This window comes from Pseudomonas sp. G5(2012) (genome assembly GCF_000408945.1).
Classification (GTDB): domain Bacteria; phylum Pseudomonadota; class Gammaproteobacteria; order Pseudomonadales; family Pseudomonadaceae; genus Aquipseudomonas; species Aquipseudomonas umsongensis.
In genome coordinates, this window is sequence record NZ_APIO01000010.1 from 93,096 (window position 1) to 114,960 (window position 21,865).

Annotated in this window: 25 protein-coding genes and 2 pseudogenes; 8 read left to right on the forward strand and 19 right to left on the reverse strand. The window is 60.6% G+C overall.

The window, feature by feature from the left end:
• Positions 1-47 precede the first annotated feature (47 nt).
• The 9 genes from PG5_RS04755 to PG5_RS04795 all read right to left on the reverse strand — a co-directional run bounded on the left by PG5_RS04755 (position 48) and on the right by PG5_RS04795 (position 7,041).
• The gene (locus PG5_RS04755) at positions 48-956 is read right to left on the reverse strand and encodes a metal ABC transporter solute-binding protein, Zn/Mn family (RefSeq protein ID WP_020795956.1); all 909 of its coding nucleotides are present in this window, start codon (positions 954-956) and stop codon (positions 48-50) included.
• Positions 957-1,856, reverse strand: a complete 900-nt coding sequence (locus PG5_RS04760; protein WP_020795957.1) for a metal ABC transporter permease — start codon at positions 1,854-1,856, stop codon at positions 957-959.
• Entirely contained in the window at positions 1,856-2,701 is an 846-nt protein-coding gene (locus tag PG5_RS04765) for a metal ABC transporter ATP-binding protein (RefSeq protein ID WP_020795958.1), read from the reverse strand. The genes PG5_RS04760 and PG5_RS04765 overlap by 1 nt, the downstream gene beginning before the upstream one ends.
• Positions 2,698-3,624: a metal ABC transporter substrate-binding protein gene (locus PG5_RS04770; RefSeq protein ID WP_020795959.1), complete on the reverse strand. Its 927-nt coding sequence runs from the start codon at positions 3,622-3,624 to the stop codon at positions 2,698-2,700. Before PG5_RS04770 ends, PG5_RS04765 begins: the two co-directional genes overlap by 4 nt.
• 35 nt (positions 3,625-3,659) lie before the next feature.
• Positions 3,660-4,232, reverse strand: coding sequence for a DUF6162 family protein (locus PG5_RS04775; RefSeq protein ID WP_020795960.1), 573 nt, complete (start codon positions 4,230-4,232; stop codon positions 3,660-3,662).
• Complete coding sequence (locus PG5_RS04780) at positions 4,229-4,558, reverse strand: hypothetical protein (protein WP_020795961.1); 330 nt, start codon at positions 4,556-4,558, stop codon at positions 4,229-4,231. Before PG5_RS04780 ends, PG5_RS04775 begins: the two co-directional genes overlap by 4 nt.
• The gene (locus tag PG5_RS04785; RefSeq protein WP_020795962.1) at positions 4,555-5,097 is read right to left on the reverse strand and encodes a hypothetical protein; all 543 of its coding nucleotides are present in this window, start codon (positions 5,095-5,097) and stop codon (positions 4,555-4,557) included. The genes PG5_RS04780 and PG5_RS04785 overlap by 4 nt, the downstream gene beginning before the upstream one ends.
• Positions 5,094-6,293 (reverse strand): PepSY domain-containing protein, encoded by a 1,200-nt coding sequence (locus PG5_RS04790; RefSeq protein WP_020795963.1) that lies wholly within the window; start codon positions 6,291-6,293, stop codon positions 5,094-5,096. Before PG5_RS04790 ends, PG5_RS04785 begins: the two co-directional genes overlap by 4 nt.
• Before the next feature lie 289 nt (positions 6,294-6,582).
• Positions 6,583-7,041 carry a VOC family protein gene (locus tag PG5_RS04795; protein WP_020795964.1) on the reverse strand — a complete coding sequence of 153 codons (459 nt, stop codon included), beginning with the start codon at positions 7,039-7,041 and terminating at the stop codon, positions 6,583-6,585.
• A gap of 308 nt (positions 7,042-7,349) precedes the next feature.
• On the opposite strand from PG5_RS04795, the pseudogene PG5_RS34755 reads away from it, so the two are divergent.
• Both PG5_RS34755 and PG5_RS04800 read left to right on the forward strand, forming a co-directional pair.
• Positions 7,350-7,487 (forward strand): annotated as a pseudogene (locus PG5_RS34755) (SfnB family sulfur acquisition oxidoreductase); the annotation flags it as partial.
• Positions 7,462-8,202 carry a MetQ/NlpA family ABC transporter substrate-binding protein gene (locus PG5_RS04800; protein WP_020795965.1) on the forward strand — a complete coding sequence of 247 codons (741 nt, stop codon included), beginning with the start codon at positions 7,462-7,464 and terminating at the stop codon, positions 8,200-8,202. The pseudogene PG5_RS34755 and the gene PG5_RS04800, both read left to right, overlap by 26 nt.
• Positions 8,203-8,311: 109 nt before the next feature.
• Here the strand turns inward: PG5_RS04800 and soxR are convergent, their stop codons facing one another.
• Positions 8,312-8,785, reverse strand: a complete 474-nt coding sequence (soxR, locus tag PG5_RS04805; protein WP_020795966.1) for a redox-sensitive transcriptional activator SoxR — start codon at positions 8,783-8,785, stop codon at positions 8,312-8,314.
• Between the two features lie 96 nt (positions 8,786-8,881).
• Here soxR and PG5_RS04810 point away from each other — a divergent pair, with 96 nt between their 5' ends.
• Positions 8,882-9,247 (forward strand): antibiotic biosynthesis monooxygenase, encoded by a 366-nt coding sequence (locus tag PG5_RS04810; protein ID WP_020795967.1) that lies wholly within the window; start codon positions 8,882-8,884, stop codon positions 9,245-9,247.
• Here the strand turns inward: PG5_RS04810 and PG5_RS04815 are convergent.
• The 4 genes from PG5_RS04815 to msuE form a co-directional block, all read right to left on the reverse strand.
• Positions 9,244-10,347: a sigma-54-dependent Fis family transcriptional regulator gene (locus PG5_RS04815; RefSeq protein ID WP_020795968.1), complete on the reverse strand. Its 1,104-nt coding sequence runs from the start codon at positions 10,345-10,347 to the stop codon at positions 9,244-9,246. The two genes, PG5_RS04810 and PG5_RS04815, sit on opposite strands and share 4 nt — an antisense overlap.
• 25 nt (positions 10,348-10,372) lie before the next feature.
• The gene (locus tag PG5_RS04820) at positions 10,373-11,560 is read right to left on the reverse strand and encodes an acyl-CoA dehydrogenase family protein (protein WP_020795969.1); all 1,188 of its coding nucleotides are present in this window, start codon (positions 11,558-11,560) and stop codon (positions 10,373-10,375) included.
• Positions 11,561-11,676: 116 nt separating this feature from the next.
• Positions 11,677-12,816, reverse strand: coding sequence for an FMNH2-dependent alkanesulfonate monooxygenase (gene ssuD, locus PG5_RS04825; protein WP_020795970.1), 1,140 nt, complete (start codon positions 12,814-12,816; stop codon positions 11,677-11,679).
• 10 nt (positions 12,817-12,826) lie between these two features.
• Positions 12,827-13,390 carry an FMN reductase gene (gene msuE, locus PG5_RS04830; protein WP_020795971.1) on the reverse strand — a complete coding sequence of 188 codons (564 nt, stop codon included), beginning with the start codon at positions 13,388-13,390 and terminating at the stop codon, positions 12,827-12,829.
• Positions 13,391-13,778: 388 nt separating this feature from the next.
• Here msuE and PG5_RS04835 point away from each other — a divergent pair, with 388 nt between their 5' ends.
• From PG5_RS04835 to PG5_RS04850, 4 genes are all read left to right on the forward strand, one after another.
• Positions 13,779-14,048, forward strand: a complete 270-nt coding sequence (locus PG5_RS04835) for a hypothetical protein (protein ID WP_020795972.1) — start codon at positions 13,779-13,781, stop codon at positions 14,046-14,048.
• Positions 14,049-14,149: 101 nt separating this feature from the next.
• On the forward strand, positions 14,150-14,764 hold the full coding sequence (locus PG5_RS04840) for a LysE family translocator (protein ID WP_020795973.1): 615 nt from the start codon (positions 14,150-14,152) through the stop codon (positions 14,762-14,764).
• A 206-nt stretch (positions 14,765-14,970) separates the two neighbouring features.
• The gene (locus PG5_RS04845; protein ID WP_020795974.1) at positions 14,971-16,128 is read left to right on the forward strand and encodes an aminotransferase class V-fold PLP-dependent enzyme; all 1,158 of its coding nucleotides are present in this window, start codon (positions 14,971-14,973) and stop codon (positions 16,126-16,128) included.
• A 64-nt stretch (positions 16,129-16,192) separates the two neighbouring features.
• Positions 16,193-18,001, forward strand: a complete 1,809-nt coding sequence (locus PG5_RS04850; RefSeq protein WP_020795975.1) for an aminopeptidase P family protein — start codon at positions 16,193-16,195, stop codon at positions 17,999-18,001.
• Between the two features lie 64 nt (positions 18,002-18,065).
• Here the strand turns inward: PG5_RS04850 and PG5_RS04855 are convergent, their stop codons facing one another.
• Both PG5_RS04855 and PG5_RS04860 read right to left on the reverse strand, forming a co-directional pair.
• Entirely contained in the window at positions 18,066-18,656 is a 591-nt protein-coding gene (locus PG5_RS04855; RefSeq protein WP_020795976.1) for a 2-hydroxychromene-2-carboxylate isomerase, read from the reverse strand.
• A 39-nt stretch (positions 18,657-18,695) separates the two neighbouring features.
• Positions 18,696-19,424 carry an SDR family oxidoreductase gene (locus PG5_RS04860; protein WP_020795977.1) on the reverse strand — a complete coding sequence of 243 codons (729 nt, stop codon included), beginning with the start codon at positions 19,422-19,424 and terminating at the stop codon, positions 18,696-18,698.
• Positions 19,425-19,517: 93 nt separating this feature from the next.
• On the opposite strand from PG5_RS04860, the gene PG5_RS04865 reads away from it, so the two are divergent.
• Positions 19,518-20,078 (forward strand): TetR/AcrR family transcriptional regulator, encoded by a 561-nt coding sequence (locus PG5_RS04865; RefSeq protein ID WP_020795978.1) that lies wholly within the window; start codon positions 19,518-19,520, stop codon positions 20,076-20,078.
• A 12-nt stretch (positions 20,079-20,090) separates the two neighbouring features.
• Here the strand turns inward: PG5_RS04865 and PG5_RS04870 are convergent, their stop codons facing one another.
• The 3 genes and pseudogenes from PG5_RS04870 to PG5_RS34580 all read right to left on the reverse strand — a co-directional run.
• Positions 20,091-20,372: a hypothetical protein gene (locus PG5_RS04870; RefSeq protein ID WP_020795979.1), complete on the reverse strand. Its 282-nt coding sequence runs from the start codon at positions 20,370-20,372 to the stop codon at positions 20,091-20,093.
• Between the two features lie 169 nt (positions 20,373-20,541).
• A complete protein-coding gene (gene rhtA / locus PG5_RS04875) occupies positions 20,542-21,429 on the reverse strand; it encodes a threonine/homoserine exporter RhtA (protein ID WP_020795980.1) in 888 nt (295 codons plus the stop codon).
• 239 nt (positions 21,430-21,668) lie between these two features.
• A pseudogene (locus PG5_RS34580) lies at positions 21,669-21,865 on the reverse strand (hypothetical protein); the annotation flags it as partial.

Consider the following 21,865-nt stretch of genomic DNA (forward strand, 5'->3'; position numbering starts at 1 on the left):
TGTAGCTGTCACACTGAGTTATCGTTCTTCGCCGGCAAGCCTGGCTCCTACAGGTACGCGCCGCTCAACCCCTTGATCAGCAGATCCACATTTCCTTCCAGTTCCGCCACCGGATCAGCGGCGTCGACACTCAACACTACCAACCGACTCCCGGCCTCCGTAATCGCCGCTTTCACCGCGTCTGGGGGCTGCCGATGATGCAACACCACCGCCACATCATTGTCCTTGAGCGTCGCCTCCAATACCTTCAGCGCCTCTGGCGTCCATTCGGCATCCGGCCGTGCATCGAGCCCAACCAACTCCAGATTGAGCCCGCCGATCAGGTAGCCAAGGTGATCGCTGAGGCTCATCACGCTGAGGTTGTCCGTGGCAGCCAGGCGCGCTTCGCTGTCGGCGCTGAGTTTGAGCAACCGCTGTTTCAGCGTCGCCAGGTTCGCCTCGATCGCAGGTTTGGCCGTGGGGGCCAGGCGCACCAGGTCCGCCGCCATCACGTCGGCCATGCGTCCCATGTTGTTACTGGCCAGCCATGGCTGACTGTTCAAGCCATCGACCTTGCTGCCCGGCTGCACGGCAATGCCGGGCAGGGCGCCATCCACTGGACGCGCGGCGTCGACTTCGATGATGCGGATGTTGCTGCGCCGGGAGATCGGGTACAGCGGATCGTCCGGCCACAGCGAGCGCAAGCCGATCACCGCATCGGCGCCGGTCGCCAGCTTGGCCAGCGCCGGAGCGCCACGTCCGGTGAAGTAGGCGGTCTGACGGCTGCCAGGCAGGTTGGCTGGCGCCGCGCGCTCAAGGCTGACATCGGTGCCTTTGAGCAGCACTTCGCCCAGGCCGTAGGTGATCGGCAATGAAGCCAGCACCCGTAAAGGTTTGCTGTTGTCAGCGCCGATGGCGGTTGTGGCCAGCCCGCACAGGGCGAGCGCCAGGGTCAGTTGTCGCAGAGAAAATGACATTTATCCAAGGTTCCCTTTGAGGCTGGGGACGACGCCGCGCGCGATGGCGGCCAGGGCAAAGGCGATACCGGCCACCAGGATGATCGCGGCACCGGAGGGGATCGGCAGGTCAAAGACAATCGGCGCGAGAATCCCGCACAGCGTGCTCACTGTGGCGATCAGCACCGAGTACCAGAAGAAGCCCTTCAGTGACTGGCTGAGCAGGCGCGCCGCCGCGGCCGGTATCACCAGTAATGCACCAACGAGGATGGCGCCGATGACTTTCACGGCGGCGACAGTGATCAGCGTTACCAGAATTACGAACAGATAATCCAGGGACTTCACCGCCACCCCGCGCACTGCCGCCAATTGCGGGTTGAAGCTGGCGAGCATGATGCGGTTGTACAGCGGCAAGGCCAGGGCCATGACCAGCGAACCGACGATGGCCAGCACCAGCAGGTCATTGCCGTTGACCGTCAGCACCGATCCGAACAATACGTTCTCGAGGATGTGCACGTTGATTTTGCCCGCCAGGATCAGCAGCAGACTGGCACCCAACGCCAACGACACGGACAGAAACACACCGATCAACGTATCCGGCGCCAGGCCCGTGCGGTTGCGCAGGTAGTTGAGCAAGATGCCGAACAGCAGGCAGTAGCCGAACAAGCTGCCGTATGGCCCGGTGTAGGGTTCGCCCAGGAGGATGCCGATGGCCACGCCGGTCAGTGCCGCGTGGCCCACCGCTTCGGAGAAAAACGCGAAGCGCTTGACCACCACCAGGGTACCCAGACCGCCCAGCACCGGGCCGATCAACAGGCCGGCGAGCAAGGCGTTGACGACAAATCCATAGGCCAGCGCCTCAGGCAGATAACCCGACGAGGCCCACCCCTGGACCATCAATCGAAAGGCTTCGTAACTCATCAGGCAGCGCTCCGTGGATGGGTCGAAAACAAGGAGAGCAGGCGATCGGGGGTCAGCGCTTGTCGTGGCGTGGCGTCGAACAGCACGCGGCGATTCAGCCCGGTGACGTGATCGGCCAGGCGTCCGACCGCTTCCAGGTCGTGCTCGATCCACAGCACGGTGATGCCCGCCGCACGCCAATCGTCCAGCAAGCGTTCGAACACGCGGATGCCGGCTTCATCAAGGGCCGACATCGGTTCGTCGAGCACCAGCAGTTGCGGCGCCGGAATCAGTCCTTGCGCCAACAACACCCGCTGACGCTCGCCTCCCGACAGCGCGCCCATGCGGCGCTTGCGCTTGTCCTGCATGCCGACCCGCTCCAGCGCGTCGCCAATCGCCTTCGCGTAGTGCTTGCTCAAGCCAAGGAACGCCGGGCGTCGCTGGCACATCGCGGCCATGAAATCGTCAACGGTCATTGGCAGGCCGCGATCGAATTCCAGCGCCTGGGGCACGTAGCCGATCGTTCCCGGCTCGCCTGGCCATTGCAGGCTCAAGCGGCCCTGGTGCGGCATCTGTCCGAGCAGGGTCTTGATCAACGAACTTTTACCGCCGCCGTTGGGGCCTACCAGCGCATGCACACTACCGGGCCTCACTTGAAAAGTGACGTTGTCGAGGATGGTCGTGCGACCGAGGGTCAGGCTGATGTCGGCGAAATCCAGGGTCGGACCCGAAACCTGCAGGCGTGAGTCTGCTCGAGATTGAGCTGTGTCATTCAATGATGATGTCGCCTGGCTGGACGCCTCCGCGAGCAGGCTCGCTCCCACAGGGGATTGTGCATCGCCCGGGATGGTTGCTTTTGATGTCATGCCCCGGACTCCTGAATCGCCCGCACCACGGTGTTGAGGTTGCCAGTCATTTCCTTTTCGTACTTGTCGGCGGTGTATTCGCCGTAGGAGATATGCGACAGCGGATACAGCTTCACCCCGGATTCGCGCTGGATGGTGTCGACATAGGTGGAGGGGAAATCCATCTCCGAAAAGATCACTTTAACGTCCAGTTCACGCAGTTGGTCGATGGTCTTTTTCAGCTGGCTTGGGCTGGGTTCGATGCCGTGGGCCGGCTCGACCACCGCAGTCACTTCCAGGCCGAATTCGCGCAGCAGGTAATCGTAGGCGGCGTGAACCGTGGCCACGCGCAACTCGGCGTTCGGCGCCGCGGTCAATTTGGCGAGGGCGTCGGCGCGCATCTTGCGCAGGCGCTTGCCGTAGGCGCGGGCGTTCTCGGTGTAGGTCCTGGCGTTGGCCGGGTCGAGTTTTCCCAGTTCACGGGCGATATTGTTGACCTGGGCAATCGAGGCGCTGATCGACAGGAAGGTATGCGGGTTGACCACTTTGCCCGCGCCACGCGCGGCGACGCCGGTGGCAGCCAGCAACGGCACGTTTTCGTTGGCCTCGATCACCGGCACGTTCGGCGTTTCACTGGCAGCGATCATGCGGTCGGCGAAGTCGTCATGGCCGACGCCGTTGAGCACGATCACGTCGAGCCCGCTGATGCGCTTGATGTCCTCGGCACGCGGCTCGTAGGCGTGCGGGTTGAAGCCTGCGGGAATCAGCGGCACCACCTCGGCCTTGTCGCCGACAATGTTGGCCACATAACTGTAATACGGGTGCAGGGTGATGCCGATGCGCAGGCGCTTGGCCTCGTCGGCGCTGGCCAGTGGTATCACCAGGCAGGTCAGCAGGCCGACCAGTGACAGGCGCAGGAAAGAACGTAGCGATGAAATAGGCATGGGAAAGCGGTCTTCTCTCGGAGGAAGGCGAGGGTTCAGTGCCGGTGCTGGCGGGTCACGCCGGCATCGAATTGCGCGACGACCTGCTGCCAGCCGGTGCCTTCGAGCGTGGCATCGCTGAGGTCGACAGGGGCCTTGAGGTCGGCGGCGCGGTTGAGCCAGATGTCCGGGGCGTCGTCGTTCGCACTCAGGCGCATCAGGAACGAGCCCGCCATGTCGACGCTCTGGCTCTGCCCGAAGTACGCCCCGGCCTCGAGCAATTGCCAGGCATGGCCACCACGACTGACCGAGCTGGCGTCCCGGGCAAAGGGGGCAAATCCTTCATCGGCGAGGCTTTCAGGTGTCGGCAGGCTGTGTTGTTCCTGGCGCAGCAGGTGAATCTCATCCAGCGTCACGCGTAAATCGGCGTAGATGCCTTGTTCGGAAGCGCTCAGATCGCGGCGGGCATCCAGTTGATGACTGTTGACGCTGCTCACTTGCGGCGACTCGCCGCGCCAGGCGACTACTGAACCTGCCACCGCCAGGATCATCAGGCACAACAGCAATACATAGAGGGTTTCATGGCCGGCGCCGGCCGGGCGGACGATGTGCGTGGTTGGCGTACTCATGGGCTTTCGATGTCCGCCTGGTCGATCTCGACTACGTGGCCGGGGCCTGCGTCGAACAGCACATAGAACTCGGCACCGGGCTTCTTGAAGGTCAAGGTCGAGTCGGCCCCGAGCTTGCCCGGCACCAAAATGGTTTCGTCGTAGCCGATCACGTCCAGGGTCACGCCAGGTGCACCGCTGCCGTCGGAAAAACCGCCGGTGCACTTGATCTGCTCGGCGTCGATGGCCTTGCACTCGCACATCGGGTTGTGCGACAGGGCGCTGGCGCTGAAGCCGGCACTAAGTACCAGCAACGCGGCGCTCATAGGGCGGATGAGGTTGATCATGGTTTGCCTCCTTGGGTGGACAGCCAGGCGAGGGTGGCGGGGGAGGCCTGGCTCAGAGGAATGGATGCCTGATGCATGGAGCCGTCCCAGCCTTCCATGGTGATCCACAGTTCGGCGTCGGCCTTGGTTTTTGCCGGGACCGGCAGCATGGCGCCCATACGGTAGGGCGTGCCGAAGAAAATCACTCCGGCGGCGCGCAGGCTGCGGGGCTTGCCGATGCGCAGGTAAGTCGCCTTGACCTGCTCGCGACAGCTGTCGCATAGCGCGGCGTTGAAGCTCTTCATGTAGCCGGCCGGGCCATCGGGCCGTGGTGCTTCATTACGAAGTTCGGCCAGGCGCAGGCTCCAGGGGCCGACCTGGACTTCGCCGATTTCCCGCTCGCCCAGGCCCGTATCACCGCGAAACAGCGCGGCATCGGCGAAGTACTTGGGCATGAAACCCAGCGGCACCAGCAGCAGCAGAACGTTGATGTGGAAACGCCATTTGTGCCAGAAGCGGCTCAGCGTCGAACGGGTTGCGTGCGTGGGGACCTGGCTCATTGGCTGATCTCCGTGGTTCCAGCGCTGCTCGCCGTAGCAGCCTCGTCGCGTGGTCGTTTGTTGCTGCGCTTGAGGGCGTTGGCCGTGGCCAGGGCGGTGCGCTTGGTCCAGATCAGCAGGCCGCTGAGCACCATCATGCTCAACAGCAGGCCGAAGAAGCACCAGATCAGCTTGATCCAGATTCCGCCGAAATCACCGGTGTGCAGCGGACGCATGGATTCGGTCACGAACTCCAGGCTCGAGCGGTCCGACAGCAGGCGCGTGGCGGCGACTTCGCCAGTGTAGGGATTGATGTCGGCTGTCTGGAACATCAGCGGATACCAACTGCGCCCGCCCACCGACAGGTAGCTGTAGGCGTTGGCCGGCATACTCACAAAGCTCTCGTCGAGCCCCGGGATGCGCGCCTTGGCCTCGCGGATCGCCGCCTCCAGGCTGATCATCGGCGTGGGCGATCCATCGGTGGTGAGCGGCACGCTTTCACGCGGGACCACGGCCGCCACCGGCGCGGTGGAGATGGAAATCTGGTTATCGAACATGAACGCTTCGATCAGGAACCAGGTGCTGGTGACGGAAATAACCGCGATGAACCAGATCGACCAGATGCCGCTGAGGCGATGGAAATCTCCCCAGAAAATCCGTGCGCCTTGGCGAATGCGCAGGGTTGGCCGGAAAAAGCCTTTCCAGAAGCGCTTGTACACCACCAGGCCTGTCACCAGGGAGGCCAGCATCGGCAGGCTGAGGAACGACACCAGGTACCAACCCCAGCTGTAGCCGTTGGTGAACGGCACCAACCACCAGCCATGCAGGGCTCGAGTGAACGCCTGGAAGTTGAATGGCGGCGCGGGGCCCTGGATGGCGCCGGTGTATGGGTTGACGTACACCGTCAACTCACGCCCATCGGGGTAGTTGACGCGAACGTCCAGCGCGAAATGTGCTTCGTCGGGGCGGCTGATGCTGTCGACGATGATGTCGGGTTCGGCTTGCTTGATCGCGGCAACGATCTGGTCGTAATTGAGCCGTGGCGCGTCATCCGCCGGTTGGCTGGCACGCATTTGCGGATTGGCCAGCCAGACGATCTCCTGGCTGACCACCGCCAGCGTGCCGGTCACACAGACGATCAGCACGAAAAACCAGATCGGCAGTGCCAGCCAGCTGTGGACCAGGAACCAGATTTTTGAGCGGGATTTCTTCGACATGATTGAGGCGTCTTATATCGATGAAGGGCCTCTGCTACGGGCTTCGCAGCGATGAGGTCCATGGACGGTCCGGTCGTGGCTTTTGCCCACGCGACAGGACTGCATCTATATAGGACGGATGAGCACCCGAAATCCCGAAGGGTGATATGAAAGAAAATGTTTCGTGTTTCGTGTTTCGTGTTTCGTCGTAGGAGGTAGGTTTGCCCGCGAAGAACGATAATGCGGTCCGTCAGGTGCACCGCGGCGAACAGTTCGCCGGCAAGCCTGGCTCCTACAAGCCAACAGTGCGTCAGCCTTGCTGAAACATCTCTTTCGCCCGCTGCTCGATCTGCTCCTGGGTCAGATCCTCTTTACGTGTGGCCAGGAACCACAGGTGCCCGTAGGGGTCCCTCAAGGTCCCGGAACGGTCGCCGTAAAATTGATCCTTGACCTCTGACACCACGATGCCGCCAGCCTCGATCGCCTGTTTGTAGGACTTGTCCACATCGGTCACGTACAGATGCAAGCCTACCGACGGCGAGTTGTCTGGATTGCTCAGCGGCCCTTGATCGCAGGGTGTGCCGAGCATGATCGGGCAGTCGCCGATGCGCAGTTCGGCGTGGCCGATGCCGCCATCGGGCATGGCCAGGCGCATGACCTCGATGGCGCCGAAGGCTTTTTTGTAGAACTCGATGGCTTCGGCGGCTTTTTGAATGCCCAGGTATGGGGTGATGCTGTGATAACCCTCTGGAATCGGTTTAACGCTCATGATGGTTCTCCCTTTTCTTGTGGATTGAAGATCGCTCTCCAGCCGAACAATTGTAGGAGTTGCCGCAGGCTGCGATCTTTTGTTTTGATCTTCAGCATGTTTCAAGTTTCCAAAAAGATTGTCCCGACGCGCTCCGAACCTGAGGGTTCATCGACACTGTTCAGCCACCAACAGTGAAGCAGCAGATTGCCTGACTTCGTCACGAAGAAATCTTCGAAATAGCCTGAACCCCCTTTGAACACTGACCTGCGCCATCAGGCACGGAAGCTGCAATGACCTTCGATAAACACTGGTATCGAGAGCCTTGCATGTCCCAATCTGCCGTTTATCCGATCAACCCGCCGGCCGCCCACCGGATCGCCGACGAAGCCGAAGCGCTGCGGGTAGCTGAACAGGTCGCCGCCATCCTGCTGGAGCAAGATGCGGAACGCGAGCGTTCACGCCGACGAAAAACTGACCGTCGGCGCCACCCCGGTGCCGCACGCGGAAATCCTCGAATTCGTCAAACCGACGCTGGCCAAGGAAGGCGTAGACCTGGACATCAAGGTGTTCACCGATTTCATCCAGCCCAACCAGCAGCTCGCGCTGAAGAATCTCGACGCCAACTATTACCAGTATCGGCCGTTCCTCGATGACTACAACAAGACCCGTCACACCGACCTGGTGCCGGTGGTGGGCGTGCACATCGAGCCGTTCGGTGCTTACTCGACCAAAATCAAAAACATCACCGAGCTCAAGGACGGCGCCACCGTTTCGATCCCCAACGACCCGGTCAATACCGGTCGTGCCTTGGTGCTCTTGCACGAAACGGGTCTGATCAAACTCAAGGACCCCGGCAACACCCTGGCGACCCAGCGGGACATCGTTGAAAACCCCAAGCACCTGAAAATCCGTGAACTGGAGGGCGCATTGCTGGCGCGTTCGGTGAGTCAGGTCGACCTGGCGTTCGTCTTCGCCAACTACGCCCTGGAGGCCGGGATCGATACCAACAGTGCCTTGATCGTGGAGAAGGGCAAGAGCCTTTACATCGAGTTCCTGGTGGCACGGCCGGACAACATCAACGATCCGGGCCTGCGGAAACTGGCCAAGGCGTTGAACTCCGATGAGGTGCGCCAGTTCATCCTGACTCGTTACAAAGGCCAGATCGCGCCGGGGTTCTAATCTTCGTCGCCTGGCAGACCGCTTCGCGAGCAAGCCCGCTCCCACCTTTTGACCGAGTTCTTCAGGTGGAACCTAGTCGAATGTGGGAGCGGGCTTGCTCGCGAAGGGCTCAACTCATTCTTGGATCGATTCCCGATTCCAGCAGTTGCGCCCCTGGTCCCTGCTCCCCCAGCACATCCCCAAAATTACGCAACGGACAGGCCTCCATCGACAAACACCCACAGCCAATGCAGCCATTGAGTTTGTCGCGCAACAACGTCAACTGATTGATCCGCTCATCCAGATCCCGACCCCACTGCGCCGACATATCCTTCCAATCCGCCGCCGTCGGTGCACGGTTATCCGGCAGTGCCTTGAGTGCCTCGCCAATCTCCGCCAACGGAATGCCCAGCCGCTGGGCCACCTTGATCAACGCCACCCGCCGCAGCACTTCCCTTGGATAGCGTCGTTGGTTGCCCTGGTTGCGATTGCTCCTGATCAACCCCTTGGATTCATAAAAGTGCAGCGCCGTGACTGCGACGCCGCTACGGGCGGCCAATTGGCCGACGCTGAGTTCCTTATGCAGGTTTTCCAAGGTGATCATTTGAAAAATGCCTCTTGACCTTTACTTAACTGGAGGTTTTACCCTGCACACCTTCGGATCGCAAGATTCGCCTTGCACCTGAGTGGGGGATTATTCATGCACGCGCCAGCGAAACATCGCAGCTTCACCCAACTGATCGAATTCGAAATCGAACCGCAACAGCAATCGGCCCTGGTGTCAGCGCTGTCGCGGCAGACCGAGCGTCTGGCCCAGCACCACAGCGGCTTTCTGAGTGCCAGCATCCAGGCCAGCGAAGACGGGCGACGGGTGCTCAACTACCTGCAATGGCAAACCCGCGAGGCGGGGGAGGCGGCGTTTCAGGCGTTCGAAAGCGGGGAACAGGATTTCTGGCAACTGATTCGCGCTCATCAGGCGAAGACCGTGACCTTCGGCTCGTTCCAGGTGCTGCACAGCCTGGAACGCAGCCCCGACCACGGGTTGCACTGCACGCTGGTGGGTTAGATCGACAGTTGCACCAAGCGCTCACCCTGAATGTTTTCTGCGGGCCGGCGTTTGTTCACCGCCAGTTCACCCATCTTGATCAGGCGCGTGCGGGTCACATTGCGGCTCAGCCCCAGCAGGGCGGCGGTGTGCACCTGGTTGTAATGGCTGAAACGATAGGCGGCGCGCATCAAGGCATCTTCGACTTTCTCATGCAGCGCGCCGGCCTGTTGGTCGAAGAGTTTCTGGAAGGCCCGGTCGAGCAGGGCTTCGGCGCAGTCGTCGACCTGGCTGTGATAGTCGTCCTGACGCTCGATGCGCATGTTCGACAGGCGCAGGTCATCGCGTTCGATCACGCCGTTACGGCAAATCAACAGGGTGTGGTGAATCACGTTTTCCAGTTCGCGGATATTGCCCGGCCAACTGTAGCTGCGCAGTTTCAGTTCGGCCTCTTTGCTGATGGTGATGTCGCCGTAACCCAGGCGCTGACTATAGGCATTGATGAAGTGACGCGTCAGCGGCAGGATGTCGCCCGGGCGATCGCGCAGCGGGCTCAGTTCCAGGCTGACGACGTCGAGCCGGTAATACAGGTCTTCGCGAAAGTGCCCGGCGTTGATGGCTTTTTCCAGTTGCACGTTGGTGGCCGCGAGCACGCGCACATCAATGGGAATACTCTTGCGCGACCCCAGGCGTACCACTTCTCGCTCCTGCAGCACGCGCAACAACTTGACCTGGATCGCCATCGGCAAGTCGCCGATTTCATCGAGGAACAACGTGCCCCCGTTGGCTTCCTCGAACCAGCCGGCCTTGGCGCTCAGGGCACCGGTAAATGCACCTTTTTCATGACCGAACAATTCGGCTTCGACCAAGGATTCAGAGAACGCACCGCAGTTCACCGCTACGAATGGCCGGTTACGCCGGGCGCTGAGATTGTGGATATGACGCGCCACCAACTCTTTTCCGGTGCCGGTTTCACCAATGATCAGCACGCTGGCATCACTGGGTGCGACTTGTTGCAAATGCGCCAGCAAGGCCTGGGATTTCGGATCTTCGAAGACCTGCGCCGTGGCGCGTATCGACGTGGCCAGAGCGGGCGAGGGCGGTAAGGTCAGCAGTTGCATGGGGGCACGCTCCTTGATGGGCAAGCTATGAATAGAAAGTCGGAATCGGCAGGGCCTGGTTCAGCGCCCAGTCACCCAGTTCCTGGAGTTTGTAATCCACCGGGTCGTGCAGGGTTTGCGTGCGCAGGTTGCGCCAATGACGGTCCAGGCGCAGCGAGGCATGGGTCGAACGCGCGCCGGTCACCTCGAACAAGCGGCTGCACAACTCCAGGCCATTGCGCGTTGCCGCGACCTTGGCCGCGGCGATGGCGGTGGCGAGATATCCGCGCTCCTCGGCACTGAGGCTAGGACCTTTGGCCCAGGCCTTGTCGAGCAAGTCGGCGGCACGCTCCACCAGCAAACGCACGCCTTCGAGGGCCACCCAGAATTCACCGTAGTGACCGAGCACATAGGGGTCCTGGCTCACTTCCTTGGCAGTGGATTTATGCCATGGCCGGGTTTCGGTCAGTGTGTATTGCCGCGCCTCTTCGAAGGCGCCTTCGGCGATGCCGAGGAACAGGTGAGTAAACGTGAGCTGGGCGATCAGCGGGCGCAGGCAGGCGAACGGCGTACTCAACGGACCCGGATCGAGCAGCAGTTCCGACTCTTCGACCCGTACCCGTTCGAAGGTCGCGCTGCCACTGTCGGTTTGACGCTGACCGATGTTGTTCCAGTCGCTGTGCAGGGTAATGCCGCTACGGCCGCTGGGAATGGCGGCGATCAACAGCTTGCCACCGGCGTTTTCATCCACTGCCGAGGCGATCAGCATTTCTGAATCACTGGCGCCGGAGCAAAAACTTTTCTTGCCGGAAAACTCACGCCAGCCGCCAAGGTTTTTCACCACGGTGCGGGTGTCCAGGGGGTTGAGGGCATTACCCCAGAACCAGTTCTTGCGCGCGGTTTGTTCAAACCACGGCTGCCATTGTTCGGGCCGGGCGAACAGGCGCACGGTGGCGAGCATCAGGTGATGGAAGCCGAACACATGGGCAATCGAGCTGTCGACCTTGGCGAACTCGCGCACGATGGTCAGGGTTTCACTCCAGCTCGCACCCAGGCCGCCGAACTGTCTGGGAATGCTTAGCGCCAGCAGGCCGCTGTGGCGCAGCGCATCGCGCTCAGTCTTGGGCGTACCGCCACGCTCGTCGCGCTCGACGGCGGTCAAGGCAAACTCGGCGGCCAATTGGCGGGCGGTCTGCAACGGGGATATCAGGGCGCTTTGCGGTTTGGCAGTCACGCGGGGATCCTTTTCTTGTGGGTCCTGTAGGAGCTGCCGCAGGCTGCGATCTTTTGATCTTGATCTTTGAAATCAAAAGATCGCAGCCTGCGGCAGCTCCTACAGGACGGGTGACGTCAGGCTTTGGCCGGCAACACATCATTGGCGATCATTTCGCCAAACGGCCCGGTAAGGTTGGTGACACCGCGACCGGCCAGGCTGGCGTACGGCTCGGGCAACAGCGGGAACACCAGTTCGGCAAAACGATAGGCCTCCTCGAGGTGCGGGTAGCCGGAGAAGATGAAACTCTCGATACCCAGGTCCGCGTACTCCTTGATCCGCGCGGCCACCTGCCGTGGATCGCCCACCAGTGCGGTCCCGGCACCGCCGCGCACCAGCCCGACACCGGCCCACAGGTTGGGCGAGATCTCCAGGTTGTCGCGACGTCCGTCATGCAGCGCAGCCATGCGCCGTTGACCTTCGGAGTCGAAGCGCGAGAACGACTTCTGTGCGGCGGCGATCGTCTCGTCGCTGATGTGTTCGATCAATTTGTCAGCGGCTTTCCATGCGTCTTCGGCGGTTTCCCGCACGATCACATGCAATCGGATCCCGAACTTCACGGTGCGCCCGTTGCGCGCGGCCCGCTCACGCACATCGGCGAGTTTCTGCGCCACGGCCGCCGGTGGCTCGCCCCAGGTCAGGTAGACATCGACCTGTTCGGCCGCCAGGTCATGGGCGGCATCGGAGGAACCGCCGAAGTACAGCGGCGGATAGGGTTTCTGTACCGGCGGATATAGCGCTTTGGCGTTCTGTACCCGCAGGTGTTTACCTTCGAAATCCACAGATTCGCCTTGCAGCACCCGGCGCCAGATTTTCAGGAACTCATCGGTAACTTCGTAGCGTTCGCTGTGATCGAGGAAACTGCCGTCGCCACGGTTCTCATCGGGGTCGCCCCCCGTCACCACATTGATCAGGAGCCGGCCATTGGACAGTCGATCCAGGGTGGCGGCCATGCGCGCAGAAACGGTTGGCGAAATGATCCCCGGGCGGATCGCCACCAGGTAGCGCAAGCGTTCGGTCAGCGGCACCAGTGCCGAAGCGATCACCCACGAGTCTTCGCAGGAGCGCCCGGTCGGGATCAACACACCGTGGTAACCGAGGCTGTCCGCCGCCTGGGCCACCTGTTTCAGATAATTAAGCGTTACCGGGCGTGCCCCTTGAGTGGTGCCCAGGTAATGACCGTCGCCGTGGGTCGGCAGAAACCAGAAAACATCCATGAACAAATCCTTAAGCGATTTTCAGCAGATTGTGGGGGTGCACGCCGAACAACGGCGCCGCGCGTTCTGCAGCAAGGCGAATGCGAGCCTTCAAGGGCTCACTGGTTATCTGGTAATTGGAGAAATCGGCTTCGGTGGCATACACGCCAATCGGCAAGGTCAAGGCCTGGAAGAAGCTGAACAGCGGGCGCAGTTGATGATCGAGCACCAGCGCGTGACGTTCGCTGCCTCCGGTGGCGGCCAGCAGGACCGGTGTGTTGACCAGGGCATTGAGGTCGATCAGGTCGAACAGGTGTTTGAGCAGACCCGGATAGGAGCCGCGATAAACCGGCGCGGCGACGATCAGCAAGTCGGCGTTTTCGATCGCTTGCAGTTCGGCTTCGATATCCGCTGCCAATTCCTGGCGCGACAGCGCCGCGCCCAGAGGCCGGGCAATGTCACCTAGCTCGATCAGCTTGCTGTCGATCGGCAGTTGCTCGGCCAGCTGAGCCAACAGCGCTTGGGTCAGCACCAGGGTGCGCGAAGGACGCCAGGTACCACCGGAGAGGGCAACGACTTTCAAGGGGCGCGACATGATCAGTTCCTTTTTAAACAGAAGCTCTGCGAGCAGTGGGTAGTCACCGGGTTGAGCAAGAGCTGTACCAATCCCTTGAAGCCCCGATTTATCGGGCTTTCAGCGCTCCGGGCAGGTCGCGCTGTTGATTTTCACGGGCTGTTTGTTGAAGGACTGTTGCCTGGTAAACAGTTGTTCGGGCAACAGTGGAGGCAATTGTTATAAAGCTTGTCTGTTATTCCTCAAAATACAATAAAACGATATTTATATATCTTTAAGGAATATAGTGGCTGCAAATGAGCTGCCTTAGAAAAAACCGATAGCGACTATCGAGAGCGTTGATTTTTGCTCGGGTAAAAGCGCGAGTAGCCTGTGTTCATTGCCCCGAACACGATCCAGGACGCCGAAAATGAAACCTCTGATCGCCACTTTCTTGCTGCTCGCAGTCTCCGTACTTGCCGGATGTGCCAGCCATGTTTCCCCGGAATTGCGCCCCTACACCGCTGAAGAAACCCGAGAGCTGGCGCTGGAAGCCCTGAATCGTCGCGGCTTGTCCTTCGATGAATACCACGCGAAAAAAGCCGAACTGCTCGGCGAGCCACGGAAAACCTTTGGTTTCGACAAACAGGGCGAGATGAACGCCGAACGAGCTGTACAGCTGCACGGTCGCCAGAGCTGAGCCAAAACTGTACTGCTGGAACTTTCGCCTAACTGTCCATGGGTTTCCCCGGGTGTTCGCGATAGGGTCAATACCTGACTGACCCCGATGGATTGCCACCCATGACACTCTCGCTCGATCTGCTGCTGGGCTTTGCCCTGTTTGCCCTCGTCACCTCGATCACACCGGGTCCGAACAACACCATGTTGCTGGCGTCGGGGGTGAACTTCGGGTTTCAGCGGACCATTCCCCATATGTTGGGCATCACCTGCGGATTCTTCGTGCTGGTCGTGGCAGTGGGGTTTGGGCTCGGCGCGGTGTTCCAGGCGTATCCGCTGCTCTACACCGTGCTGCGTTACGTCGGTGCGGCGTATTTGCTTTACCTGGCGTGGAAAATCGCGCACTCCGGGCCTGTCTCGGACAGCGGCAAAGGCGAGCCCAAGCCGATCAGCTACCTGGGCGCCGCCGCATTCCAGTGGGTCAATCCCAAGGCCTGGATCATGGCCATCGGTGCCATCAGCACCTACACACCGATGCAGGGCTATTTCACCAACGTGGTTGTGATTGCCGCGGTGTTCGCCCTGATCAACCTGCCGAGCGTCGGTGTCTGGGCCGCTTGCGGCACGCTGCTGCGCAATGTCCTCAAGGACCGGCGCTGGTTGCGCCTGTTCAATTGGGGCATGGCCGCGCTGCTGGTGGCATCGCTGTATCCGATCTTGCTCGATAGCTTTAGCTGACGCATTGCTTCAACCGCTCGCCCGATGCCTGTTAAGCTGGCTCATCAGGAGCGTTCCGACGCACTTTTAAATGAAGTTGTTCTTCTTTAACGGCATCCGATCAGGTATTGGTAACCTTCTGAAAACCGCACGCAGCTCATAAGGCTGCGTTTCGCCGTTTGCAGTCATGAGCTTCCTGATCCCGGAACACGCTCTGCGAGTCTTTTATGAATAAACGTCCGCTGTATTTCGACTATGCCGCCACCACGCCGGTGGATGAGCGAGTCATCAAGATCATGGTCGAGTGTCTGGGCTTTGACGGTAATTTCGGCAATCCGGCCTCCAGCTCCCACGCCTTTGGCCAACAGGCCCGGCAATCGGTAGAGCAGGCGCGGCGCCAGGTTGCCGAACTGGTTGGCGCCACGCCAGAACAGATCGTCTGGACCTCGGGTGCCACCGAATCCAACAACCTTGCCCTCAAGGGTGTGGCCCAGGCGCGCGGTTCGGCCTGCGGCCACCTCATCACCAGCCAGATCGAACACAAGGCCATCCTCGATACCGCCAGGCAGTTGCAGGACAGCGGCGTGGCGGTGACGTACCTGGTGCCGGATGCCGATGGCCTGATCACCGCGCAAGCGGTCAGCGACGCCATGCGCGAGGACACCTTCCTGGTGTCGCTGATGCTGGTCAACAATGAACTGGGCACGGTCAACGACATCCCGGCCATCGGCCAGGTGGTGCGCGAGCGCAATGCATTGTTTCATGTCGACGCGGCGCAAGGCGCGGGCAAGGTTGCGATCGACCTGGCGCAGTGGCCGGTGGACCTCATGTCCTTCTCGGCGCACAAGCTCTATGGCCCCAAAGGCATCGGTGCGCTGTATGTCGGCCCGCGTGCGCACCAGCGCTTGCTGGCGCAGATCCACGGCGGCGGTCACGAAGGCGGCTTGCGTTCCGGTACCCTGGCGACCCACCAGATTGCCGCGATGGGCGCGGCCTTTGCCCTGGCGGCGGCCTCGTTCCATGAAGAAAAAGCCTTGATCGTGCGCCTGCGTGAACGCCTGCTTGAGCAATTGCTGAGCATTCCGGGTGTGCGGCTCAATGGCAGCCTCACCCGGCGCATCCCGCATACCCTGAGCCTGACCTTCAGTGAAGGCGAGTTCAACTCCGCGGCATTGCTCGCCTCGATGGCGTTTTCCGCGACCTCGGCCTGTAATTCCGCCAGTAATGCGCCATCCCATGTACTGCTGGCCTTGGGGCATGATGCCCGCACGGCGAGTCGCACCATTCGCTTGAGCCTGGGGCGGTTCACCACCGAGCAGGATATCGATCAAGCGGTACAGCTGATTAAAAGCGCCTGCGCCAGTGCTCCGGCATTCTGGCAATAGGGCAACCAGGCGCCGACCCTGATCGGCACTGAACAATAATGACAAGTGGTTAGCAGGAGTCACGATGAATACGCAGTTTACGATCACCGGGTCAGTGCCCCAGCGCCTGGCGCAAACCCGCGAGCTGATGAGCCGGGAGGGTATCCATGCCTTGCTGGTGCCGTCGGCCGATCCCCACCTGTCCGAATACCTGCCGGGTTACTGGCAAGGGCGCCAATGGCTGTCGGGTTTCCACGGTTCCGTTGGCACCCTGATCGTTACCGCGGATTTCGCAGGCGTCTGGGCCGACAGCCGCTATTGGGAACAAGCGAGCAAGGAACTCAAGGGCAGTGGCATTGAGCTGGTCAAGCTGCAACCTGGGCAACCCGGGCCGTTGGACTGGCTGGCCGAGCAAACCCCACAGGGTGGAGTGGTCGCAGTCGATGGCGCGGTGATGGCGGTGGCTTCCGCACGCACGTTGGGCAGCAAGCTTGAGGAGCGGGGCGCACGCCTGCGCACCGACATCGACCTGTTGAGCCAAGTCTGGAGTGACCGCCCGAGCCTGCCGAACGAACCGATCTATCAGCACTTGCCGCCGCAAGCGACCGTCAGCCGCGGCGAAAAACTCGCCAAGCTGCGCGAGACTTTGCAGGCACGTGTTGCCGACTGGCATTTCATTGCCACCCTGGATGACATCGCCTGGCTGTTCAACCTGCGTGGCGGCGATGTGTCATTCAATCCGGTGTTCATCTCTTTCGCCTTGATCAGCCAGCAGCAGGCGACGCTGTTTGTCGCGCTAGGCAAGGTCGATGCGCAGCTGCGTGCGGTCCTGGAGCAGGACGGCGTGACCTTGCGCGACTACAGCGAAGTGGCCGACGCCTTGCGCGCCATACCGGCGGGTGCAAGCCTGCTGGTCGATCCGGCGCGGGTAACGGCGGGCCTGCTGGGTAACCTCGATAGCGCTGTCAAGCTGATCGAAGGCCTGAACCCGACTACCCTGGCCAAGTCCCAGAAGAGCCTGGCAGACGCCGAACACATCCGCCAGGCCATGGAGCAGGACGGCGCAGCACTGTGCGAATTCTTCACCTGGCTCGAATCGGCCTGGGGCCGTGAGCGCATTACCGAATTGACCATCGACGAAAAACTGACCGCGGCACGTAAACGCCGGCCGGGTTACGTGTCGCTGAGCTTCAACACCATTGCCGCATTCAACGCCAACGGTGCCATGCCCCATTACCACGCCACCGAAGAAGAGCACGCGGTGATCGAAGGTGACGGCTTGTTGCTGATCGATTCCGGCGGCCAGTACCTGGGTGGTACTACCGACATCACGCGGATGGTCGCGGTCGGCACACCAACGGCAGAACAGAAACGCGATTGCACCCGCGTGCTAAAGGGCGTGATTGCCTTGTCCCGTGCGCAATTCCCCAAGGGCATCCTGTCGCCACTGCTGGACGCCATTGCCCGGGCGCCGATCTGGGCCGAAAGCGTCGACTATGGTCACGGCACCGGTCACGGCGTCGGCTATTTCCTCAACGTCCACGAAGGTCCGCAGGTGATTGCCTACCAGGCCGCCCCCGCGCCGCAAACCGCCATGCTGCCAGGCATGATCACGTCGATCGAACCGGGCACCTACCGTCCAGGACGCTGGGGTGTGCGAATCGAGAACCTGGCCATGAACCGCGAGGCAGGCAGCAGTGAATTCGGTGAATTCCTCAAGTTCGAAACCCTGACCCTGTGCCCGATCGATACGCGCTGTCTTGATACCTCGCTGCTGAGCGAAGAGGAAAAACAGTGGTTCAACGCCTACCACGCCGAAGTGCGCGAACGCTTGAGCCCGTTGCTCGACGGTGCTGCGCTGGAGTGGTTGAACACGCGAACTGCGGCCGTTTGACCGACTTTGGCCCGGGCGCTGTCTCCAGCGCCCGGGCTCATATTGTCGACTGGGCCCTAGGTTTTTAACTTAGGGCTTCGATGACAAAGTCCAATCGATCCTGGCCGAAGAACAGTTGCTCGCCGACGAACATGCTCGGTGCACCGAATACGCCGCGTTGCACGGCTTTTTCGGTGGTGTCCTTGAGGGCGCTTTTGACATCCTCTTCGGCGCTCAGGGCCAGGATCTCTTCCGGGTCGAAACCGTTTTCGCTCAGTACTGCCCCGACGGTGGCCGGATCATTGAGGTTGCGACCTTCGATCCACAGTGCCTTGAACAGGCAATCGACGAACGCGGCAAAGCGCTCAGGGTGGCGCATCTGCATACCTGTTACGGCACGCATGAGCACCAGTGTGTTGATCGGAAAGTGCGGGTTGATTTTCAACGGCACACCGTAGCGTTTAGCGTACCGATCAAGGTCTATGAACATGTAGCGGCCCTTTGCAGGGACGGTGGCCGGGGAGGCGTTGCCGGTGGCTTTGAACACTCCGCCGAGCAGGATTGGCACGTAGACCAGTTGGCTGTCGGTCTGTTCACAGATCTTCGGTAGCTGGGTATAGGCCAGGTAGGTGGCGGGGCTGCCCAGATCGAAATAAAACTCCACGGTTTTGCTCATCGTCGATGTACTCTTCTTGTTGTCGTAGGGTGGGGCGGATCACCAGCGTTCGCTCCAGGGGCGCAGGTCCAGCTCGAAGGTCCAGGCGTCGCGGGGCTGGCTGTGCAGGTACCAATAGTTCTCGGCGATGTGCTCGGGGTCGAGAATGCCATCCTGGTCCTTGGTGGCGTACTTCTCGGGGAAGCTCTCACGGATAAAGTCAGTATCGATCGCGCCGTCGACCACGACGTGGGCGACATGAATATTCATCGGTCCCAGTTCGCGAGCCATGCTTTGTGCCAGCGCACGAATCCCGTGCTTGGCTCCGGCAAACGCGGCAAAGCCTGCTGCGCCGCGCAAGCCGGCGGTGGCGCCGGTGAACAGGATGGTACCCCGTTGCCGCTTGGCCATGCGCTTGGCCACTTCCCGACCATTGAGAAAGCCTGAGAAACAGGCCATTTCCCAGATCTTGAAATACTTGCGGGCGGTTTCTTCAAGAATGCTGCAAGGCACGTTGGCGCCGATGTTAAACACGAACGCTTCGATCGGGCCGATGTCGCTTTCGATTTGCTCGACCAACGCAATCACATCGTCTTCTTTGCGGGCATCGCAGGCGAAGCCGTGGGCTTCGCCGCCGCCAGCCCTGATGGCATCGACCAGTGGCTGGAGTTTGTCCGCGCTGCGACGGGTCACGCAGGCAACGAATCCCTCCTGTGCAAACCGCTTGGCAATGGCGCCACCCGTGGCATCTCCCGCACCGACAACCAGCACGACCTTCTTATTATTCATTGCCTGGACCCCTTTAGTAAACGATCGTTAACTAAACGAACGTTATGCTACGATTCGACAGGCGTCAAGATCACGGAACCTGAGGGAAGGGCCATGCGTTATTCAGCCAGTCACAAGCTGGAAACCCGAGAGAAACTGCTGCAAAGCAGCGCGCTGTCGGCCAAGCAATCCGGGTTTTCCACGGTGGGGGTCGACGGTTTGATGAAAGCCATCGGCTTGAGTGGTGGCGCGTTCTACAGCCACTTCGCGTCGAAGGACGCGTTGTTCGCTTCCATAGTCGAGCGTGAGTTGCGTCAGAGCCTGGAGCGGCTGGGGGCTGATCAGGGGCGCGACAAATTCGAGCGTTGCCTCAAGCTCTACTTGAGCATGTCCCACGTCGAGCACCCGGAAACAGGTTGTGCATTACCGGCGTTGGGGGCTGAGATCGCCCGCTCCGATCCGCTGATTCGACAGCAGGCTGAGCACTGGATCTGCCAGCTTCAGGAAAGTTGGGCGCGGGTGCTGGAGAGCGACAGTCTTGCTTGGGCGATTCTGTCGCAATGCATCGGTGCACTGTTGGTGGCGCGAATGCTCATCACGCCGGATCTGCAGCGCAGGGTGCTGAAGTCCAGCCATGAGGAGATCGGCCGCCAGTTGGCAGGCCCCAGGACCTGACAACGGCTCAGATCATTTACAGATGACGATCATGCTGCGGCTGGCATAGCCCGCGGGGTTGAGTCCGAACGGATAATCACCCGGCTCTTCCACGGCATCGCCGGATTTGGCGATGACCTTGTAGTTCTTGGGGGCGCACGAGTTGGCGGCGCTGGTGTAGCACTGTTCCCACGAGGACGACAGCCCCGAACAGTTGATATGAATCCCTTTCTTTCCGTGTTTGATCTTGGGTTTGGCGGTCGCCGCGCAGCCCGCAACTGCAAGAACGGCGATCAGTATCAAAATTCGTTTCATTGCTATCCTTGTAGCGTTCCCGGATCTATCGCCCGGTCTGGCAGTATTCGCTTGCGCATGAAGCGTTTTGAGGTCCCTGTCCTGAAAAAGTCCATTTCTGGCACTGGGTTGCGGGCCTAAACATGGCCTAATTGAGCGGTAAATACCAGAGTCTGTGTAAAACCGGTCGTCAATCGGCTGCAACGGCGGGCTTGGCGGCACTGCCCATCGTCATGGTGGCACCGACGGAAGCCAGGATGATGCACAGGATGGCCATCCACTGTGACAAAGACAGGAATTCATGCAGGAACAACAAACCGGACAAGGCACCCACCGCCGGTTCGATGCTCATTAATGTGCCGAAGGTCTTGGCCGGCATGCGCGTGAGGGCAACCATCTCCAGCGTATAGGGAAGGGCCGTGGACAGGATGGCAACACCGATGGCGATCGGAATCAATGACGGGGTCAACAACGCTGCACCCGCATGAACGATGCCGATGGGGGCGACGAACAGGGCGGCAATCACCACCCCCAGGGCGGCGGTCTGTACACCGTTGTCGGCACCAGCCTTCTGCCCGAAGAGAATGTACAGCGCCCAGCAGACACCTGCACCCAACGCGTAACCGGCCCCCAGTAGATCAATCCCTTGTGCCGTGGCCCCCGTCGGTATCAATAGCAGCAGGCCGACAGCGGCCAGGGCAATCCACAAAAAGTCGATGGCGCGGCGCGAAGCATAGATGGCAACGGCCAATGGCCCGGTGAACTCCAGCGCGACCGCGATACCCAGGGGAACAGAGCGCAGGGACATGTAGAAGAGGAAGTTCATGCCGCCCAGTGCCATGCCGTAGACAATGACGGTGCGCAGTGATTTTGCGGTGAGCTTCGCTCGCCATGGGCGCAGCAGCAACACCATGATCACGCTGGCAAAGGTCAATCGCAAGGTGGTGGTGCCCTGGGCGCCGATAATGGGGAACATGCTTTTGGCCAGCGAGGCTCCCGACTGAATCGATGCCATGGCTATTAATAGCAGGCCGACCGAAAACAGGGTCGAGGCAAGGCTGCGCGGCTGATCGTTCATTGGGAGGCACCGTCCGAGGTATGGAACTTGAGTGTTGTGCTTGGTATTGGGCAATATACTGCGCAATCGGTGCAGGCGCGTCTATATATAAGCGCTGTTTTTGTGTTCTCGATAGAAAAACCAGATCAATGCTTGACGGCAGATTCTGGAAGCCTATAATTCGCCCCACTTCCGGCGCAGTCGAAACGGAAAACTCCTTGGTAAACAATGAGTTACGCAGTTTTCGGCAGCGGGTTGCTTCAGTTCATCGAAGTGCCAAGGAAGTTGAAAAAGAGGTGTTGACAGCAGCGTGTAACGCTGTAGAATTCGCCTCCCGCTGATGAGAGATCTGAGGCGCAAGTGGTTGAAGTTGTTAAGGATTCCTTGAAAACTTCTGAAAAATACCACTTGACAGCAAATGAGGCTGCTGTAGAATGCGCGCCTCGGTTGAGACGAA

Bases quoted from the DNA above. Each gene is read 5' to 3' on its own strand.
- PG5_RS04785 (WP_020795962.1), bottom strand. From the start codon at position 5,097: ATGAGCCAGGTCCCCACGCACGCAACCCGTTCGACGCTGAGCCGCTTC.
- PG5_RS04795 (WP_020795964.1), bottom strand. From the start codon at position 7,041: ATGAGCGTTAAACCGATTCCAGAGGGTTATCACAGCATCACCCCATAC.
- PG5_RS04865 (WP_020795978.1), top strand. From the start codon at position 19,518: ATGCGTTATTCAGCCAGTCACAAGCTGGAAACCCGAGAGAAACTGCTG.
- soxR (WP_020795966.1), bottom strand. From the start codon at position 8,785: ATGATCACCTTGGAAAACCTGCATAAGGAACTCAGCGTCGGCCAATTG.
- PG5_RS04765 (WP_020795958.1), bottom strand. From the start codon at position 2,701: ATGACATCAAAAGCAACCATCCCGGGCGATGCACAATCCCCTGTGGGA.
- PG5_RS04840 (WP_020795973.1), top strand. From the start codon at position 14,150: ATGACACTCTCGCTCGATCTGCTGCTGGGCTTTGCCCTGTTTGCCCTC.
- rhtA (WP_020795980.1), bottom strand. From the start codon at position 21,429: ATGAACGATCAGCCGCGCAGCCTTGCCTCGACCCTGTTTTCGGTCGGC.
- PG5_RS04870 (WP_020795979.1), bottom strand. From the start codon at position 20,372: ATGAAACGAATTTTGATACTGATCGCCGTTCTTGCAGTTGCGGGCTGC.
- PG5_RS04770 (WP_020795959.1), bottom strand. From the start codon at position 3,624: ATGCCTATTTCATCGCTACGTTCTTTCCTGCGCCTGTCACTGGTCGGC.
- PG5_RS04850 (WP_020795975.1), top strand. From the start codon at position 16,193: ATGAATACGCAGTTTACGATCACCGGGTCAGTGCCCCAGCGCCTGGCG.
- PG5_RS04800 (WP_020795965.1), top strand. From the start codon at position 7,462: ATGCGGAACGCGAGCGTTCACGCCGACGAAAAACTGACCGTCGGCGCC.
- PG5_RS04855 (WP_020795976.1), bottom strand. From the start codon at position 18,656: ATGAGCAAAACCGTGGAGTTTTATTTCGATCTGGGCAGCCCCGCCACC.
- PG5_RS04810 (WP_020795967.1), top strand. From the start codon at position 8,882: ATGCACGCGCCAGCGAAACATCGCAGCTTCACCCAACTGATCGAATTC.
- PG5_RS04815 (WP_020795968.1), bottom strand. From the start codon at position 10,347: ATGCAACTGCTGACCTTACCGCCCTCGCCCGCTCTGGCCACGTCGATA.
- PG5_RS04755 (WP_020795956.1), bottom strand. From the start codon at position 956: ATGTCATTTTCTCTGCGACAACTGACCCTGGCGCTCGCCCTGTGCGGG.
- PG5_RS04835 (WP_020795972.1), top strand. From the start codon at position 13,779: ATGAAACCTCTGATCGCCACTTTCTTGCTGCTCGCAGTCTCCGTACTT.
- PG5_RS04790 (WP_020795963.1), bottom strand. From the start codon at position 6,293: ATGTCGAAGAAATCCCGCTCAAAAATCTGGTTCCTGGTCCACAGCTGG.
- msuE (WP_020795971.1), bottom strand. From the start codon at position 13,390: ATGTCGCGCCCCTTGAAAGTCGTTGCCCTCTCCGGTGGTACCTGGCGT.
- ssuD (WP_020795970.1), bottom strand. From the start codon at position 12,816: ATGGATGTTTTCTGGTTTCTGCCGACCCACGGCGACGGTCATTACCTG.
- PG5_RS04760 (WP_020795957.1), bottom strand. From the start codon at position 1,856: ATGAGTTACGAAGCCTTTCGATTGATGGTCCAGGGGTGGGCCTCGTCG.
- PG5_RS04780 (WP_020795961.1), bottom strand. From the start codon at position 4,558: ATGATCAACCTCATCCGCCCTATGAGCGCCGCGTTGCTGGTACTTAGT.
- PG5_RS04845 (WP_020795974.1), top strand. From the start codon at position 14,971: ATGAATAAACGTCCGCTGTATTTCGACTATGCCGCCACCACGCCGGTG.
- PG5_RS04860 (WP_020795977.1), bottom strand. From the start codon at position 19,424: ATGAATAATAAGAAGGTCGTGCTGGTTGTCGGTGCGGGAGATGCCACG.
- PG5_RS04775 (WP_020795960.1), bottom strand. From the start codon at position 4,232: ATGAGTACGCCAACCACGCACATCGTCCGCCCGGCCGGCGCCGGCCAT.